The organism is Burkholderia sp. HI2500 (genome assembly GCF_002223055.1).
GTDB lineage: Bacteria > Pseudomonadota > Gammaproteobacteria > Burkholderiales > Burkholderiaceae > Burkholderia.
Genome location: NZ_NKFL01000004.1, coordinates 24789 through 39704 on the forward strand (window position 1 = coordinate 24789; position 14916 = coordinate 39704).

14 protein-coding genes and 1 tRNA gene are annotated in these 14916 nt (G+C 66.3%); 6 read left to right on the top strand and 9 right to left on the bottom strand.

From position 1 onward, the window contains the following. Nucleotides 1-79 precede the first annotated feature (79 nt). Nucleotides 80-586, top strand: a complete 507-nt coding sequence (locus tag CFB45_RS02615; protein WP_011350844.1) for a peroxiredoxin — start codon at nt 80-82, stop codon at nt 584-586. 240 nt (nt 587-826) lie between these two features. After that, nucleotides 827-1744 (top strand): UDP-3-O-acyl-N-acetylglucosamine deacetylase, encoded by a 918-nt coding sequence (gene lpxC / locus CFB45_RS02620; RefSeq protein ID WP_089424425.1) that lies wholly within the window; start codon nt 827-829, stop codon nt 1742-1744. A gap of 73 nt (nt 1745-1817) precedes the next feature. On the opposite strand, the gene CFB45_RS02625 is transcribed toward lpxC, so the two are convergent. Continuing rightward, entirely contained in the window at nt 1818-2294 is a 477-nt protein-coding gene (locus CFB45_RS02625; protein ID WP_039353137.1) for a DUF721 domain-containing protein, read from the bottom strand. Nucleotides 2295-2550: 256 nt separating this feature from the next. Here CFB45_RS02625 and secA point away from each other — a divergent pair, with 256 nt between their 5' ends. The 4 genes from secA to CFB45_RS02650 all read left to right on the top strand — a co-directional run bounded on the left by secA (nt 2551) and on the right by CFB45_RS02650 (nt 8064). Next, on the top strand, nt 2551-5349 hold the full coding sequence (gene secA / locus CFB45_RS02630) for a preprotein translocase subunit SecA (protein ID WP_089424426.1): 2799 nt from the start codon (nt 2551-2553) through the stop codon (nt 5347-5349). Between the two features lie 144 nt (nt 5350-5493). After that, on the top strand, nt 5494-6735 hold the full coding sequence (gene argJ / locus CFB45_RS02640; RefSeq protein ID WP_089424427.1) for a bifunctional glutamate N-acetyltransferase/amino-acid acetyltransferase ArgJ: 1242 nt from the start codon (nt 5494-5496) through the stop codon (nt 6733-6735). Between the two features lie 19 nt (nt 6736-6754). Beyond that, nucleotides 6755-7624, top strand: coding sequence for an ATP-binding protein (locus tag CFB45_RS02645; protein ID WP_089424428.1), 870 nt, complete (start codon nt 6755-6757; stop codon nt 7622-7624). Next, nucleotides 7621-8064: an NUDIX domain-containing protein gene (locus tag CFB45_RS02650; protein WP_089424429.1), complete on the top strand. Its 444-nt coding sequence runs from the start codon at nt 7621-7623 to the stop codon at nt 8062-8064. Before CFB45_RS02645 ends, CFB45_RS02650 begins: the two co-directional genes overlap by 4 nt. Nucleotides 8065-8124: 60 nt before the next feature. Here the strand turns inward: CFB45_RS02650 and CFB45_RS02655 are convergent, their stop codons facing one another. The 8 genes from CFB45_RS02655 to CFB45_RS02690 form a co-directional block, all read right to left on the bottom strand. Further along, nucleotides 8125-8325, bottom strand: a complete 201-nt coding sequence (locus CFB45_RS02655; protein WP_027788444.1) for a DNA gyrase inhibitor YacG — start codon at nt 8323-8325, stop codon at nt 8125-8127. A 25-nt stretch (nt 8326-8350) separates the two neighbouring features. After that, complete coding sequence (gene zapD / locus CFB45_RS02660) at nt 8351-9106, bottom strand: cell division protein ZapD (RefSeq protein ID WP_039353119.1); 756 nt, start codon at nt 9104-9106, stop codon at nt 8351-8353. Nucleotides 9107-9215: 109 nt separating this feature from the next. Next, the gene (coaE, locus tag CFB45_RS02665) at nt 9216-9824 is read right to left on the bottom strand and encodes a dephospho-CoA kinase (RefSeq protein ID WP_089424430.1); all 609 of its coding nucleotides are present in this window, start codon (nt 9822-9824) and stop codon (nt 9216-9218) included. Between the two features lies 1 nt (nt 9825). Further along, a complete protein-coding gene (locus CFB45_RS02670; RefSeq protein ID WP_089424431.1) occupies nt 9826-10737 on the bottom strand; it encodes a prepilin peptidase in 912 nt (303 codons plus the stop codon). Between the two features lie 45 nt (nt 10738-10782). Further along, entirely contained in the window at nt 10783-11994 is a 1212-nt protein-coding gene (locus CFB45_RS02675; protein WP_089424432.1) for a type II secretion system F family protein, read from the bottom strand. Beyond that, nucleotides 11991-13265 (bottom strand): GspE/PulE family protein, encoded by a 1275-nt coding sequence (locus CFB45_RS02680; protein WP_089424433.1) that lies wholly within the window; start codon nt 13263-13265, stop codon nt 11991-11993. The genes CFB45_RS02675 and CFB45_RS02680 overlap by 4 nt, the downstream gene beginning before the upstream one ends. Nucleotides 13266-13348: 83 nt before the next feature. Then, entirely contained in the window at nt 13349-14641 is a 1293-nt protein-coding gene (locus CFB45_RS02685; RefSeq protein WP_089424434.1) for an HlyC/CorC family transporter, read from the bottom strand. A 140-nt stretch (nt 14642-14781) separates the two neighbouring features. Continuing rightward, nucleotides 14782-14858 (bottom strand) — tRNA-Pro (locus CFB45_RS02690). Between the last annotated feature and the right edge of the window lie 58 nt (nt 14859-14916).

Consider the following 14916-nt stretch of genomic DNA (forward strand, 5'->3'; position numbering starts at 1 on the left):
CCTCTCCGCTCAAGCGGGGCGGGATGGACCGTGCTGTCCGCGACACGCTGAAAAACCGTATCGCTATGAGGGACCAGCCATGATTCAAGTGGGCGACGCGCTGCCCGACGCGCAATTGTTCGAGTACATCGACGACGCGCGCGAAGGGTGCACGCTGGGGCCGAACGCCTACAGCGTGCGCGACCAGGTTGCGGGAAAGCGGGTGGTGATCTTCGGATTGCCGGGCGCTTTCACGCCGACCTGCTCGGCGCAGCATGTACCGGGCTATGTCGAACACGCCGAGCAATTGCGCGCGGCGGGCATCGACGAGATCTGGTGCGTGTCCGTCAACGACGCATTCGTGATGGGCGCATGGGGACGTGATCTGCACACCGCGGGCAAGGTGCGCATGATGGCGGACGGCAGCGCGGCTTTCACTCATGCGCTGGGGCTGACGCAGGATTTGTCCGCGCGTGGCATGGGAATTCGTTCCCTGCGCTACGCGATGGTGATTGACGGCGGTGTGGTCAAGACGCTGGCCGTCGAGGCGCCGGGCAAATTCGAAGTGAGCGATGCGGCGAGTGTTCTCGCGACGTTGACGTCCTGATCGTGCGGTGCGCCGTTGCCTTCCGGCAACGCTGCTCACCGGCCTCAGGGCAGTTGTAACACGGGCCGATGACCGGAAACGCCTCCGTTCCGGGCATCGGCCCGTCCCGTATCGGCGCGGGTAAACAGTCGAAACAGATTGATACGCAGTTTCAAACTACGCTGAATAGGGAATTACGCTATAATCTCCCCTATCGAATATAACTCCTGATTGATATCTTCAATCACGACGAAGAACATCATGCTGAAGCAGCGCACCATCAAATCCATCGTGAAGACCGTGGGTATCGGTGTCCACTCGGGCCGCAAGATCGAGCTGACGCTCCGTCCTGCCGCACCCGGCACGGGCATCGTCTTCTCGCGCGTCGACCTTCCCACGCCCGTCGACATTCCCGCCGTGGCGACGTCGATCGGCGATACGCGGCTCGCGTCGGTGTTGCAGAAGGATGGCGTGCGCGTGTCGACCGTCGAGCACCTGATGTCGGCATGTGCCGGCCTCGGTATCGACAACCTCTATGTCGACGTGACGGCCGAGGAAATCCCGATCATGGACGGCAGCGCGGCGACCTTCGTGTTCCTGATCCAGTCCGCCGGGATCGAGGAGCAGAACGCGCCGAAGCGCTTCGTCAAGGTGAAGAAGACGGTCGAAATCCGTGATGGCGACAAGTTCGCGCGTCTCGATCCGTACTTCGGTTTCAAGCTGAAATTCTCGATCGACTTCCGTCACCCGGCCGTCGACAAGACCGGCCAGGAGCTCGAGGTCGATTTCGCCAATACGTCGTACGTGCGCGAGATTGCCCGTGCACGCACGTTCGGCTTCGCACATGAAGCCGAGATGCTGCGCGAGATGGGTCTCGCCCGTGGCGGCAGCATGGAAAACGCGATCGTGCTCGACGAGTACCGCATCCTGAACAACGACGGGTTGCGCTACGACGACGAGTTCGTGAAGCACAAGATGCTCGACGCGATCGGCGACCTGTACGTGATCGGCCATCCGCTGCTGGCGTCGTACACGGCGTACAAGTCGGGCCACGGGCTGAACAACGCGCTGCTGCGCGAACTGCTCGCGAACGAGGATGCGTACGAGATCGTCACGTTCGACGATCCGCAGGCAGCGCCGAAGGGCTTCGCGTTCGACATGCAGACGGCCTTCGCCTGATCTGCGTTCCGTGCAAGCAATAAAAAAGCAGCCTTCGGGCTGCTTTTTTATTGGCCGGCTGCGGGGCGTGCCGTCAGCGTGGTTTAGCGCCATGCCGGGCCGCCATCCGCGCGAGCGCGTCCTGCAGCGGTGACGGTTCGAGATGATCTGCCAGGTCGCGCAACGCGGCCGCGCCGACCGACGTCATCCGCGCCTGCTTCACGTGGGGCGGCTCCGGCGCATCCTTCGGGCGCACGCGTACGCGTAGCGTCGAGACCGGCCAGCCGCGTTTTTGCAGATCGCCGAGCAACCGCGGTTCGACCTGTCGCAGACGAGCGGCCAACGCGTTGTGCGCAGCAAAGAGGGTCAGGGTGCCGTCCTTGATGAAGCCCGGTTCGACATGATTCGCCAGGTAGTCGGGCAGGAGCGCGGCAAGATCGCGCTGCAGCGACGCGATCTGTTCGACGCCGGCGCGCAACGCCGCGAACGCGTCGGTGCGGCCCAGCACTTCGGACACGGGTTGCGGGCGATACGGGGCGAGCGGGCCGAAACGCTTGGAAAATCGGTTCATCGAGACATTCTTCGGGCGCGCACGCGCGCGGACGTTGACGCCGATTGTACCCGTGCGGGCCCGTGCGCGGGCGGCTTTCGCCCCGATGGCCCGGCGGTCGGCGCGCAGTGTCCGTCCGGCCGAGACACGGGCGCACGCTTCCCCGCGTGCTAAAATTCATCGTTTGAGTCCACTAATTCGCTAAGCCGCCGAGGCTCGGGCGCCGGGGCGCGCAACACGCGCCGGGCGCCGGTGCTGCGACGCAGGATCCGATCCGATGACAACCGGTTTTCTCCAGAAAATTTTTGGCAGCCGCAACCAGCGGCTCGTCAAGCAATACCAAAAGACCGTCACGACGATCAATGCGCTCGAAACGCAGATCGAGAAGCTGACGGACGACCAGTTGCGCGGCAAGACGGACGAATTCCGCCAGCGGGTCGCGGCCGGCGAGTCGCTCGACAAGCTGCTGCCCGAGGCCTTCGCGGTCTGCCGAGAGGCCAGCCGTCGCGTGCTGAAGATGCGGCACTTCGACGTGCAGATGATCGGCGGCATGGTGCTCCACTACGGCAAGATCGCGGAAATGCGCACCGGCGAGGGCAAGACGCTCGTCGCGACGCTGCCCGTGTACCTGAACGCGCTGGCAGGCCGCGGCGTGCACGTGGTGACCGTCAACGATTACCTCGCACAGCGCGACGCCGAATGGATGGCGCGCCTCTACAACTTCCTCGGTCTGTCGGTCGGCATCAACCTGTCCGGCATGGAGCACGACCAGAAGCAGCAGGCCTACGCGGCGGACATCACGTACGGCACGAACAACGAGTTCGGCTTCGACTACCTGCGCGACAACATGGTCTACGAGACCGACGCGCGCGTGCAGCGGGCCCTGAATTTTGCGGTCGTCGACGAAGTGGACTCGATCCTGATCGACGAGGCGCGTACGCCGCTGATCATTTCGGGCCAGGCCGAGGATCACACCGAGCTGTACGTGCGGATGAACGCACTGCCGCCGCTGCTCGAGCGCCAGATCGGCGAAGAGAAGGCCGACGGCACGGGCGTCGAGAAGCCGGGCGACTACACGCTCGACGAGAAGGCGCGCCAGGTGTTCCTGACGGAATCGGGCCACGAGAAGGCCGAGCGCCTGCTCGCCGAATGGGGCCTGATCGGCGAGGGCGAAAGCCTGTACGCACCGCAGAACATCACGCTGATGCACCACGTGTACGCGGCGCTGCGCGCGCACACGCTGTTCCACAAGGATCAGCACTACGTCGTGCAGAACGGCGAAGTGGTCATCGTCGACGAATTCACGGGCCGCCTGATGGCCGGCCGTCGCTGGTCCGACGGCCTGCACCAGGCGGTCGAGGCGAAGGAACACGTGAAGATCCAGAGCGAGAACCAGACGCTCGCGTCGATCACGTTCCAGAACTACTTCCGGATGTACGCGAAGCTGGCCGGCATGACCGGTACCGCCGACACCGAAGCGTACGAATTCAACGAGATCTACGGCCTCGAGACGGTCGTGATCCCGACCAACCGTCCGCCGAAGCGGATCGACAAGCAGGACCAGATCTACAAGACGGCCAAGGAGCGCTATGACGCGGTGATCCGCGACATCCGCGACTGCTACGAACGCGGCCAGCCGGTGCTGGTCGGCACGACGTCGATCGAGAACTCGGAGCTGCTGTCGCACCTGCTGAAGCAGGCCGGGCTGCCGCACGAAGTGCTGAACGCGAAGCAGCACGAGCGTGAAGCCGCGATCGTCGCGGAAGCCGGCCGGCCGAAGCGCATCACGATCGCGACCAACATGGCCGGCCGCGGTACCGACATCGTGCTCGGCGGCAATGCCGAGAAGCAGGCGGCGTTCATCGAGGCCGACGAAGCGATCCCGGCCGACGAAAAGGCGCGCCGCATCCAGAAGCTGCACGACGAGTGGGAAACGCTGCACGAGGAGGTGAAGGCCGCGGGCGGCCTGCACATCATCGGCACCGAGCGCCACGAATCGCGCCGGATCGACAACCAGCTGCGCGGCCGTGCAGGCCGCCAGGGCGATCCGGGTTCGTCGCGCTTCTACCTGTCGCTCGACGATCCGCTGCTGCGCATCTTCGCGGGCGACCGCGTGCGTTCGATCATGGACCGCCTGAAGATGCCGGAAGGCGAGGCGATCGAGGCCGGCATCGTCACGCGCTCGATCGAGTCCGCGCAGCGCAAGGTCGAAGCGCGCAACTTCGACATCCGCAAGCAGCTGCTCGAATACGACGACGTGTCGAACGACCAGCGCAAGGTGATCTACCAGCAGCGTAACGAGCTGCTCGAAGCGCACGACATCACCGAGACGATCACCGCGATGCGTCACGGCGTGATTACCGAAGTCGTCCGCCAGTTCGTGCCGGAAGGCAGCATCGAAGAGCAGTGGGACGTGCCCGAACTCGAGGAAGCGCTGCGCAACGACTGGCAGCTCGACCTCGCGATCCAGGAAATGGTGAACGAGTCCTCGTCGATCACGGCCGAGGAAATCCTCGACGCGGTGACGACGGCCGCCGACGAGCAGTACGAGGCGAAGGTCGCGATGGTCGGCCGCGAATCGTTCAGCGCGTTCGAGCGCTCGGTGATGCTGCAGACGGTCGACCGTCTGTGGCGCGAGCACCTCGCGGCGCTCGACCACCTGCGCCAGGGCATCCACCTGCGCGGCTATGCGCAGAAGAATCCGAAGCAGGAATACAAGCGCGAAGCGTTCGAACTGTTCGCCGCGATGCTCGAGGCGATCAAGCAGGAAGTCACGCGCGTCGTGATGAACGTGCAGATCCAGTCGCCGGAACAGCTCGAGCAGGCCGCCGAGCAGATCGAGGAGCGTGGCGGTCATCTCGAGAACGTCGAGTACCAGCACGCCGATTACGCGGAAGCCGGTGCGCCGGTGGCCAACGTCACGGCTGCCGCGGCGGCTACGGCGACTGCCGACATGGTCGGCAGCGCGATGACGCACAGCGGCCCCGGCGGCGAAATGCCGAAGGTCGGCCGCAACGACCCGTGCCCGTGCGGCAGCGGCAAGAAGTACAAGCAATGTCACGGGAAGCTGTCATGATCGACGGCGGCGCGCATCACGCGTGCCGCTTCGTTCGCAGTTTCGAGTGAGTGAGGTGAGTTGCGGCGGCCCGCGCGTGCGGCCGCTGGTTCTTCCAATCGATGCCGGCGCATGCCGGCATTTTCCATCCGGCAGGTGTGCCCCATGGCTGTCAATTTTCCGTCGATCGATCCCGCCCAACTGCATCCCGTCGCCGGCGTCACGCTCGGCTGGGCGGAAGCGAACATCCGCAAGCCGAATCGCAAGGACGTGCTGGTCATCTCCGTCGACGAAGGCGCGACGGTCGCGGGCGTGTTCACCGAAAACCGTTTCTGCGCAGCGCCGGTCACCGTCTGCCGCGAGCACCTGGCGAAGGTGCGCGCGGGCGGCGCGGGCATTCGCGCGCTCGTCGTGAATACGGGCAATGCGAACGCGGGCACCGGCGAGCCGGGCCTCGTGAACGCACGCGAAACCTGCACGGAACTTGCGCGCCTCGCGGGCATCGAGCCGGCACAGGTGCTGCCGTTCTCGACCGGCGTGATCCTCGAGCCGCTGCCGATCGAGCGCCTGAAGGCCGGCTTGCCGGCCGCGCTCGCGAACCGCAAGGCCGCGAACTGGTTCGACGCCGCGCAAGCGATCATGACGACGGACACGCTGCCGAAGGCCACGTCGCGCCAGGTGACGATCGACGGCCATACGGTCACGCTGACGGGCATCAGCAAGGGCGCGGGCATGATCAAGCCGAACATGGCGACGATGCTCGGCTTCCTTGCGTTCGACGCGAACGTCGCGCAGCCGGTGCTCGACACGCTCGTGAAGGAAGTCGCGGATCGCTCGTTCAACTGCATCACGATCGACGGCGACACGTCGACGAATGACTCGTTCATCCTGATCGCGTCGGGCAAGAGCACGCTGCCGGCGATCACGTCGACCGATTCGCCGGCCTATGCGGCGCTGCGCGATGCGGTGACGGAAGTCGCTCAAGTGCTGTCGCAACTGATCGTGCGCGATGGCGAAGGCGCGACGAAATTCATGACGGTGCAGGTCGAAGGTGGCAAGAATGTCGCGGAATGCCGCCAGATCGCTTACGCGATCGGCCATTCGCCGCTCGTGAAGACGGCGTTCTACGCATCCGACCCCAACCTCGGCCGGATTCTCGCGGCAATCGGCTATGCGGGCGTCGCGGATCTGGACGTCGACAAGATCGACCTCTATCTCGACGACGTGCTCGTCGCGAAGGCGGGCGGCCGCAACCCGGCTTACCAGGAAGAAGACGGCCAGCGCGTGATGAAGCAGAGCGAAATCACGATCCGCGTGCTGCTCGGCCGCGGCGACGCGCAGGCCACCATCTGGACGTGCGACCTGTCGCACGACTACGTGAGCATCAACGCGGATTACCGCTCCTGATCGGGAGCGTTCGAACGACATGGACAAGCTTGAACAGTTTCTGACGCGCGCCGAAGCGCTGCTCGGCCGTCTCGAGGGGATGCTGCCGCCCGCGCCGGCCGCGGTCGACTGGAATGCCGCGCACGCTTTCCGCTGGCGCAAGCGCCAGGGGCGCGGCTATCTGCAGCCGGTGCCGGCCGTGTCGTCGATCACGCTCGACGATCTGCACAACATCGATCGCCAGAAAGGGCTGATCGAACAGAACACGCGGCAGTTCGTACAGCAGAAGCCGGCCAACAACGTGCTGCTGACCGGCGCGCGCGGTACCGGCAAATCGTCGCTGATCAAGGCGTGCCTGAACGCGTATGCGAACGAGGGCCTGCGCCTGATCGAAGTCGACAAGGACGACCTGCACGATCTCGGCGACATCGTCGACCTGATCTCGCAGCGTCCCGAGCGCTTCATCGTGTTCTGCGACGACCTGTCGTTCGAGGAAGGCGAGTCGGGCTACAAGGCGCTGAAGGTCGCGCTCGACGGCTCGATCGCCGCGCAGTCGGACAACGTGCTGATTTACGCGACGTCGAACCGCCGCCATCTGCTGCCCGAGTACATGAGCGACAACGAGTCGTACAAGCATCTTCCGGATGGCGAGATTCACCCCGGCGAAGTCGTCGAGGAAAAGATCTCGCTGTCGGAGCGCTTCGGCCTGTGGGTCAGCTTCTATCCGTTCAAGCAGGACGACTACCTCGACATCGTCGGGCACTGGCTGCGTCATTTCGGCTGCCCGGATGCGGAGATCGAATCCGCACGCGGCGACGCGCTCGTGTGGGCGCTCGAGCGCGGTTCGCGCTCGGGGCGCGTCGCGTGGCAGTTTGCGCGTGACTGGTCGGGCCGCAAGGAGCGGGCATGAGCGCGGATCTCGCACAAGGCGCGGTGCGCGCGCCCGATGGCCGCAGGGTGACGGAAGTCGCGGTCGGCGTGATGGTGCAGCCGGACGGAAGCTACCTGCTCGCGCAGCGGCTGCAAGGCAAGCCGTATGAAGGCTACTGGGAGTTTCCTGGCGGCAAGCTGGAGGCCGGTGAAAGCGTCGAGGACGCGCTTGCGCGCGAACTGCACGAGGAGCTCGGCATCGAAGTCACGGCCAGCCACCGCTGGCACACGCTCGAGCACGATTATCCGCATGCGTACGTGCGGCTGTATTTCTGCAAGGTGACGGGCTGGACGGGTGAGCCGCACAGCAAGGAAGGGCAGGCGTTCGTGTGGCAGCAACTGCCGGTCGCCGTCGCGCCGCTGTTGCCGGCCGCGCTGCCGGTGCTCGAACTGCTCGAGAAGGAAGCCGCGTCGAACTGACGCCATGATGGCCTGCCGGAAAGGCGGGCCATATCACTAGCAGGCGGTGCTGCGCGCCGCTCAGCTGTCGCGGCGGCCGTCCGTGCCGTCTTCTTCCGACGAGGGGCCCTCGTCGGAGGATCCTCCGATCCGGTACTTTTCCGCGGCCCATGCGCCGAGGTCGAGCTGCTTGCAGCGGGCCGAGCAGAACGGGCGGAACTGATTTTCGGGCGTCCAGCGCACTTCGGCGCCGCACGACGGGCATTTCACAACGGTAGTCATACGAAAGCGATCCGGCCCGCGGCCGTTACAGATTGCACAGTGTCAGATGGAACGGCACGTCGATATCCACCGCGCGCGGACGCACATCGCCATCCTGCATGGTGAACCGTACCCACAGCATGTATTTGTTCGCGCTCGCTTCGGGAATGACGCGCAACTCCGGCGGCACGCGCACCTGCATCAACTGGTAGGTGCGGCCGGACAGCATCTGCTGGTAGCTGCCCTGCATCGCCATGACCTTCGACGCCTGGCCCGATTCGCGCGCGAGCCGCAGCACGATCGTCACCGCGTCGCGCAGCGGCAGCATCGGCAGGATCCACTTCGCGATGTCCTGGCGCCGCTGCTCGGCGGGCCACTGCTGCCATGCGTAGTACGACGGCAGGTCGAACTTGCACGTACCGCCGGGAATCACCGCGCGGCTGCGGATGCTGGCGAGCCACTCGTTGTCGACGAGGTGCTGCCCGGTCTTGCCCTGCATCTGCGCGAGGTTCGCGAGCGTCTGCTCGATTTCGCCGAGCACGGCTTCGAGCGCGTTCTGCTCGATGCCCGGATTGCCGCGAAAGGGGGCGAGCGTCTGGCGCTGACGTTCGAGCTCCTTCATCAGATCCGATTTCAGGTCCGCGCGGCCCGTTACCTCGGCGATTTCGAACAGCGTCGTCAGCGCGACGTGGTGTTCACGCGGGTCCTCCTGAGCCAAAAAGAACGCGAAGCGCTCGAAGAGATCTTCGAGGCGCAACAACGTGCGAATTCGCTCGTTGAACGGATACTCGTAAAGAATCAAGCGCGCTCGCCTCTTGGGTAGGGATTGAAACAATGCAGGACATTCTAATGCTCACTCTCTACCCTAGCAACGCGCCAATTTCGTACACCATCACGATTGGGCTCGCGGTTCAGCGCGCGGCGGCCGCAAACGCGAGATAGCGTTGGTGCAGTGCATCGACCTGTGCGGCGAGCGTGTCGGGTGTCGTCGCGTCGTTGACGATCACGTCGTCGGCCGCCGCGAGACGGGCTTCGCGCGTCGCCTGTTTCGCGATGATCGCTTCGACCTGCTCGCGCGTGAAGCCGTTGCGCCGCATCACGCGTGCGATCTGCGTTTCGACCGCGCAATCGACGACGAGCACGCGATCGCTGCGCGCCTTCCAGTTGCCTGACTCGACGAGCAGCGGCACGACGAACATCACGTACGGGCCCTGCGCTTCGCGGGCCTCGCGATCGGTTTCCGCGCGGATCAGCGGATGCGTGATCACTTCAAGGCGCCGGAGCGCGGCGTCGTCGCTGAAGATCAGTGCGCGCATCTTCGCACGATCGAGCGAGCCGTCGGCGGCAACGAAGCCGGGGCCGAATGCCTGTTCGATCGCCGGCATCGCGAGACCGCTCGGTGCGGTGATGCGATGGGCGATCAGATCGGTATCGACCAGTGACGCGCCGCGGGCGCCGAACAGGTCGGCGACGGTCGTCTTGCCGCTGCCGATGCCGCCGGTGAGTCCAATTGCGAACATGTCAGCCTCCGAGCGCCGAATAGAACGGGGTGCCGAAAAACAGCGTCGCGGCGCCGCCTGCCGCGAGGAACGGGCCGAACGGAATCGGCTCCTCGAAGCGCATGCGGCCGCGCCAGGTCGCGATGAGCCCGACGATCGCGCCCGTCACGGCGGCGAACAGCACGACCTGCGGCAATGCGGCCCAGCCCATCCATGCGCCGAGCGCGGCGAGCAGCTTCAGGTCACCAAAACCGATGCCCTCGATGCCGCGCAGCCATTTGAACAGCCAGTAGATCGCCCACAGGAACAGGTAGCCGGCCATGGCCCCGATCACCGCCGAGCGCAGCGACGTGAACGTGCCGCCGAGGTTCAGCGCGAGCCCGGCCCAGAGGAGCGGCAGCGTCATCGAGTCGGGCAGGTAGCCCGTCCGGATATCGATCGCGCTCATCGCGAGCAGCGCGGCGCACAGCGCGAATGCGGCAAGGGCGGCGACGGTCGGGCCGAATACCGCGAGCGAGCCGGCGGCGAGCAGCGCGCACGCGAGCTCGACGAGCGGATATACGATGCCGATCGAATGGCCGCAGCGCCGGCAGCGCCCGCGCAGCATCAGAAAGCTGACGAGCGGGATGTTTTCCCATGCGCGCAGCACGTGGCCGCAATGCGGGCAGGCGCTGCGCGGGCGCCACAAATCGTAGCGCGGCGGGTAGCCGTCGTCGGGCGGAGCGCTCGCGTTGCCGGTCGCTTCATCGATCTCGGCCTGCCACGCACGCTGCATCATCACGGGCAGCCGGTGGACGACCACGTTCAGGAAGCTGCCGACGCAAAGGCCGACGACGACCGCGAATGCATACTGCAGCGCGGGCGGCAGCATCGCCAGCGCGAGCAGCGTGCTCTCGGGCGAATCGGTAACGGAGTACAGGGGCGCTGGCGTCATGAGGCTCAAGGTTCGGACTAAAAGGCGACAGAATCGGTTGCGATGCTACACCACGTTGCCGAGCTGAAGGATGGGGAGGTACATCGCGATCACGAGGCCGCCGACGAGTGCACCCAGTACGATCACGATCAGCGGTTCGCCGAGCGCGGCGAGTGCATCGAGACGCGCGTCGAGCTGGCGTTCGCACAGCGCCGCGATGTCGGCGAGCATCGTGTCGAGCGCACCCGTCTCCTCGGCGACGGCGATCGGCTGCACGACGTCGTCCGGAAAGCAGCCGGCCGACTGCATGGCGTCCGCGAGGCGTGCGCCGCGCAGCACGCGGGCTGCGATGTGCGCAGTGGCGTGCTCGAACACCGGATGGCCGGCGGTGCGCTCGAGCGTGGCGAAGGCGTCGGCGAGCGGCACACCGGCGCCGAGCAGTGTCGCCAGCGAGCGGCACCAGCGTGCGGCCGCGTACCGGCTGAGCGCGCTACCCGCGAGCGGCGCGTGCAGCAGTTGCCGCGCGACAGCGTGGCGCAGCGGTGCCGACCGCCGCAGCGCGTGATGTGCGGCCAGCACGGCTGCCGCGGCAATGGCAAGGAGCCCACCGCCCCATGCCGACAGCGCGGAGGACAGCGCGAGCAGCGCGCGGGTTGGCGCCGGCAGTGCGGCGCCGAAACCGTCGAAGATCTGGCGGAACGTCGGTACCACCCACACCATCAACGCGGCCGAGATCGCGAGCCCGAACAGGATGACGGCCGCCGGGTACGCGAGCGCGGCCCGCAGCTTGCGCCACTGCGCTTCGGTGCGCTCGCGGTGTTCCGCGACCCGCGTCAGTACGATCCCAAGCGAGCCGGACGCTTCGCCGACCTCGATCAGTTGGCGATACAGCGTGCCGAACTGGGATGGATAGCGTGCGAGCGCGTCGGCGAAGCGCCGGCCGCCGACGATCTCGCGGGCGAGACCTGCGGCGATGCGCGGCAGGCCGTCGTGTGGCCGCGTACGCGCGAGCATCTCGAGCGACGGCGCGAGCGGCAACCCGGCCTGCAGCAGGCTCGCGAGCTGGCGCGTGAAGCGTGTGACGTCCCGCGCGCTGGCCGTGGGCGGCCGGGCCGGCCCGCGGACATCGAGCGACAGCACGGCGACGGCGTCGCGTGCGAGCGTGGCACGTGCGCTCGCGGCGTCGAATGCAATGACGGTCCCGCGGCGCGATGTGCCGTCGCGACGGCGGCCACGCCATGCGAAGCGGGTTTCGCGCGGCGGCGTGTGCATGCTCATGCGGCAGGTGTCGCGGCGAGGGCTTCCGCGATGCTCGTCGTGCCGTCACGGACGCGCGCGAGCGCCGCGTCGCGCAGACTGCGCACGCCTTCGGCCGCCACGCATCGCGCGAGCTCGCCAACACTCGCCCGTGCGACGATGCGTTCCGCCAGCCCGGACGACACCGGCATCGTCTGATGCAGGCCGACGCGGCCGCGATAGCCGATGCCGTGACAGGCCGGACAGCCTCGCGCGACGAACGGCCGCCATCCGGTTGCGAGGGCGGCCGGGTCGCAGCCGGCTTCGCGCAGGACGGGCACCGGTGCGTCCGAGTGCACGCGGCAGGCGGTGCACAGCCGCCTGACGAGGCGTTGCGCGGTGACGAGGTGCAGCGCGGCCGCGAGGTTGTACGGCGCGACACCGATGTCGAGCAGCCGCGCGACGGCGGCCGGTGCGTCGTTCGTGTGCAGCGTCGACAGCACGAGATGGCCGGTCTGCGCGGCCTTGATCGCGACGTCGGCCGTCTCCGCATCGCGAATCTCGCCGACCATGATGATGTCCGGATCCTGCCGCAACAGCGCGCGCAGGGCTGTCGCGAACGTGAGCCCGGCCTTTTCGGCGACGCCGACCTGGCTGATGCCGTCGAGCTGGATCTCGGCGGGATCCTCGACCGTGCAGACGTTGTGCGCGTCGCGATCGAGCATCTGCAGCGCGCAATAGAGCGACAGCGTCTTGCCGCTGCCGGTCGGACCCGTGACGAGTACGAGGCCATGCGGGGCGCGTATCGCGGCCTCCATCGCGGCCGCCTGCTGCGCGTCGAAGCCGAGGCGGGCGAGTGTGAGGTCGGTCGGCATGGTTTCGAGCCGCCGCAGCACCAGCTTTTCACCGAACAACGTGGGCAGCGAGCTGACCCGGTAGTCGCCGCGCGTACCGCCATCGATCACGATGCGCAGCCTGCCGTCCTGCGGGAGCCGCCGCTCGGCGATGTCCATGCGCGCGAGCACCTTGATCCGGGTGACGAGCGCGTCGCGCAGATGAAGGGGCGGCCGTGCATGTTCGTGCAGCACGCCGTCGATGCGCAGGCGGATGCGCCAGCCGGCTTCGAATGGTTCGACGTGGATGTCGGATGCGTCGCGCACGCGCGCTGCATGAAGCGTGTCCGTCAGCAGCCGCACGGCCGGCGCATCGTCGAGCTGGGCCGCGTCGAGCGCGCGCGGTGCGGTGGCGGGCGACGCATCGGCGTGGGCGGGTGGCTGCGTGCGCAGCGGCGCCCCGGGAGGAGGGAAGTGCATGTGAGCCGGCACGCTGGCCGCCTGTTGACCGTGACCAGCAGATGGTCGCGCGTCGCGGGCGGCGCCGGCAGTCAGCCGTTCGGCTAGCGCGTGGTGGCGCGTGCGGTGCGCGAGCCGCGCGGCTTGAAGAGCTTGACGGTGCGCACGGCCTGATCGTCGCTGCGCATCACCTCGAGCATGACGTCACCGATTTTCAGGCACACGTCGTCTTCCGGAATTTCCTCGAGGATTTCGAGCACCAGGCCGTTCAGCGTCTTCGGCCCGTCAGTCGGCAGCTTCAGGTGCAGCCAGCGATTCAGTTCGCGCAGCGGCATGCTCGCCGAGACGATGCATTCGCCGTTCTCGTCCCAGCCGCCCTTGCGTTCGCTGCGCGGCATCGACGTCGTGAATTCGCCGATCAGCTCCTCGATGATGTCTTCGGGCGTGACGAGCCCTTCGAGCTCGCCGTACTCGTTGACGACGAGCGCGGTCCGCTGCCGGGTCTCCTGGAAAAACTGGAGCTGCTGGACCACCGGTGTGCCGGACGGCACGTAGTACGGCTCGGCGAGCAGCGCGCGCAGCGTCTCGCGGTCGAATTCCTGGTTGTGCAGCGCGGTCAGCGTCTTGCGGACGTGCAACACGCCGAGCACCTTGTCGATGTCGCCTTCGTAGGCGACGAGCCGGTTGTGATAGCAGGTTTCGAGCTGGTGCAGGACGTCGTCGAGCGGCGCGTAGAAATTGAGCGACTCGATCTGGCGGCGCGGCACCATCACGTCGTCGACCGTGATGTTCTCGAGGTCGAACAGGTTGAGCAGGATGCTGCGGTGCTTGGTCGGCATGAAACTGCTCGACTCGAGCACGATGGCCCGCAGCTCGTCGGCCGACATTCTCTGGTCGCGACCCTTCTTCGTGTTGATGCGCAGCACCCACAGCACGCCGTTCGCGAGGGCGTTGACGAACCAGACGACGGGCTTGAACACGCGCATCAGCGGCGCGATCACGAGGCTCGCGGGCAGCGCGATGCGTTCGGGGAACGTCGCACCGACGATCTTCGGCGCGATTTCGGCGAACACGATGATCAGGAACGCGACGATGCCGGTCGCGATCGACAGCGCAAGGTTGTTGCGGCCGAACGTATGCAGCGCGAGCGACGTCGTCAGGACCGGGATGATCGTGTTGAACAGGTTGTTGCCGATCAGGATCACGCTGAGCAGCAGGTCAGTGCGCGTGAGCAGGCCTTGCGTGGTTTTCGCGCCGAGTGCGCCCTGGCTGGCGAGATGCTTCAGCCGATGGCGGTTGAGCGCCATCATCGCGGTCTCGGAAATCGAAAAGAAGCTGGAACAGAGGAGAAGCAGGAAGACGGCGCCGATTTGCGCCCATAAGGGAATTTGGTCCACGCGTTGGAAGGCAGTGAAGGACTGGGATGGAAGGAATATAGCAGAGGCCGGCGACCGCGATGTGTCGTGCGCGACACAAGGGGCCTGCGGCGGCCGGGTAAAAAAAAACCGTGCACGAGGTGCACGGTTTTTTACAAATCTGGTCGGGGTGAGAGGATTCGAACCTCCGGCCTCTACGTCCCGAACGTAGCGCTCTACCAGGCTAAGCTACACCCCGATTTTTGCTTTTCCGACTTCGCCCTCTTCGTTAAGAATCGCTGCGTCGTCACAAGCAA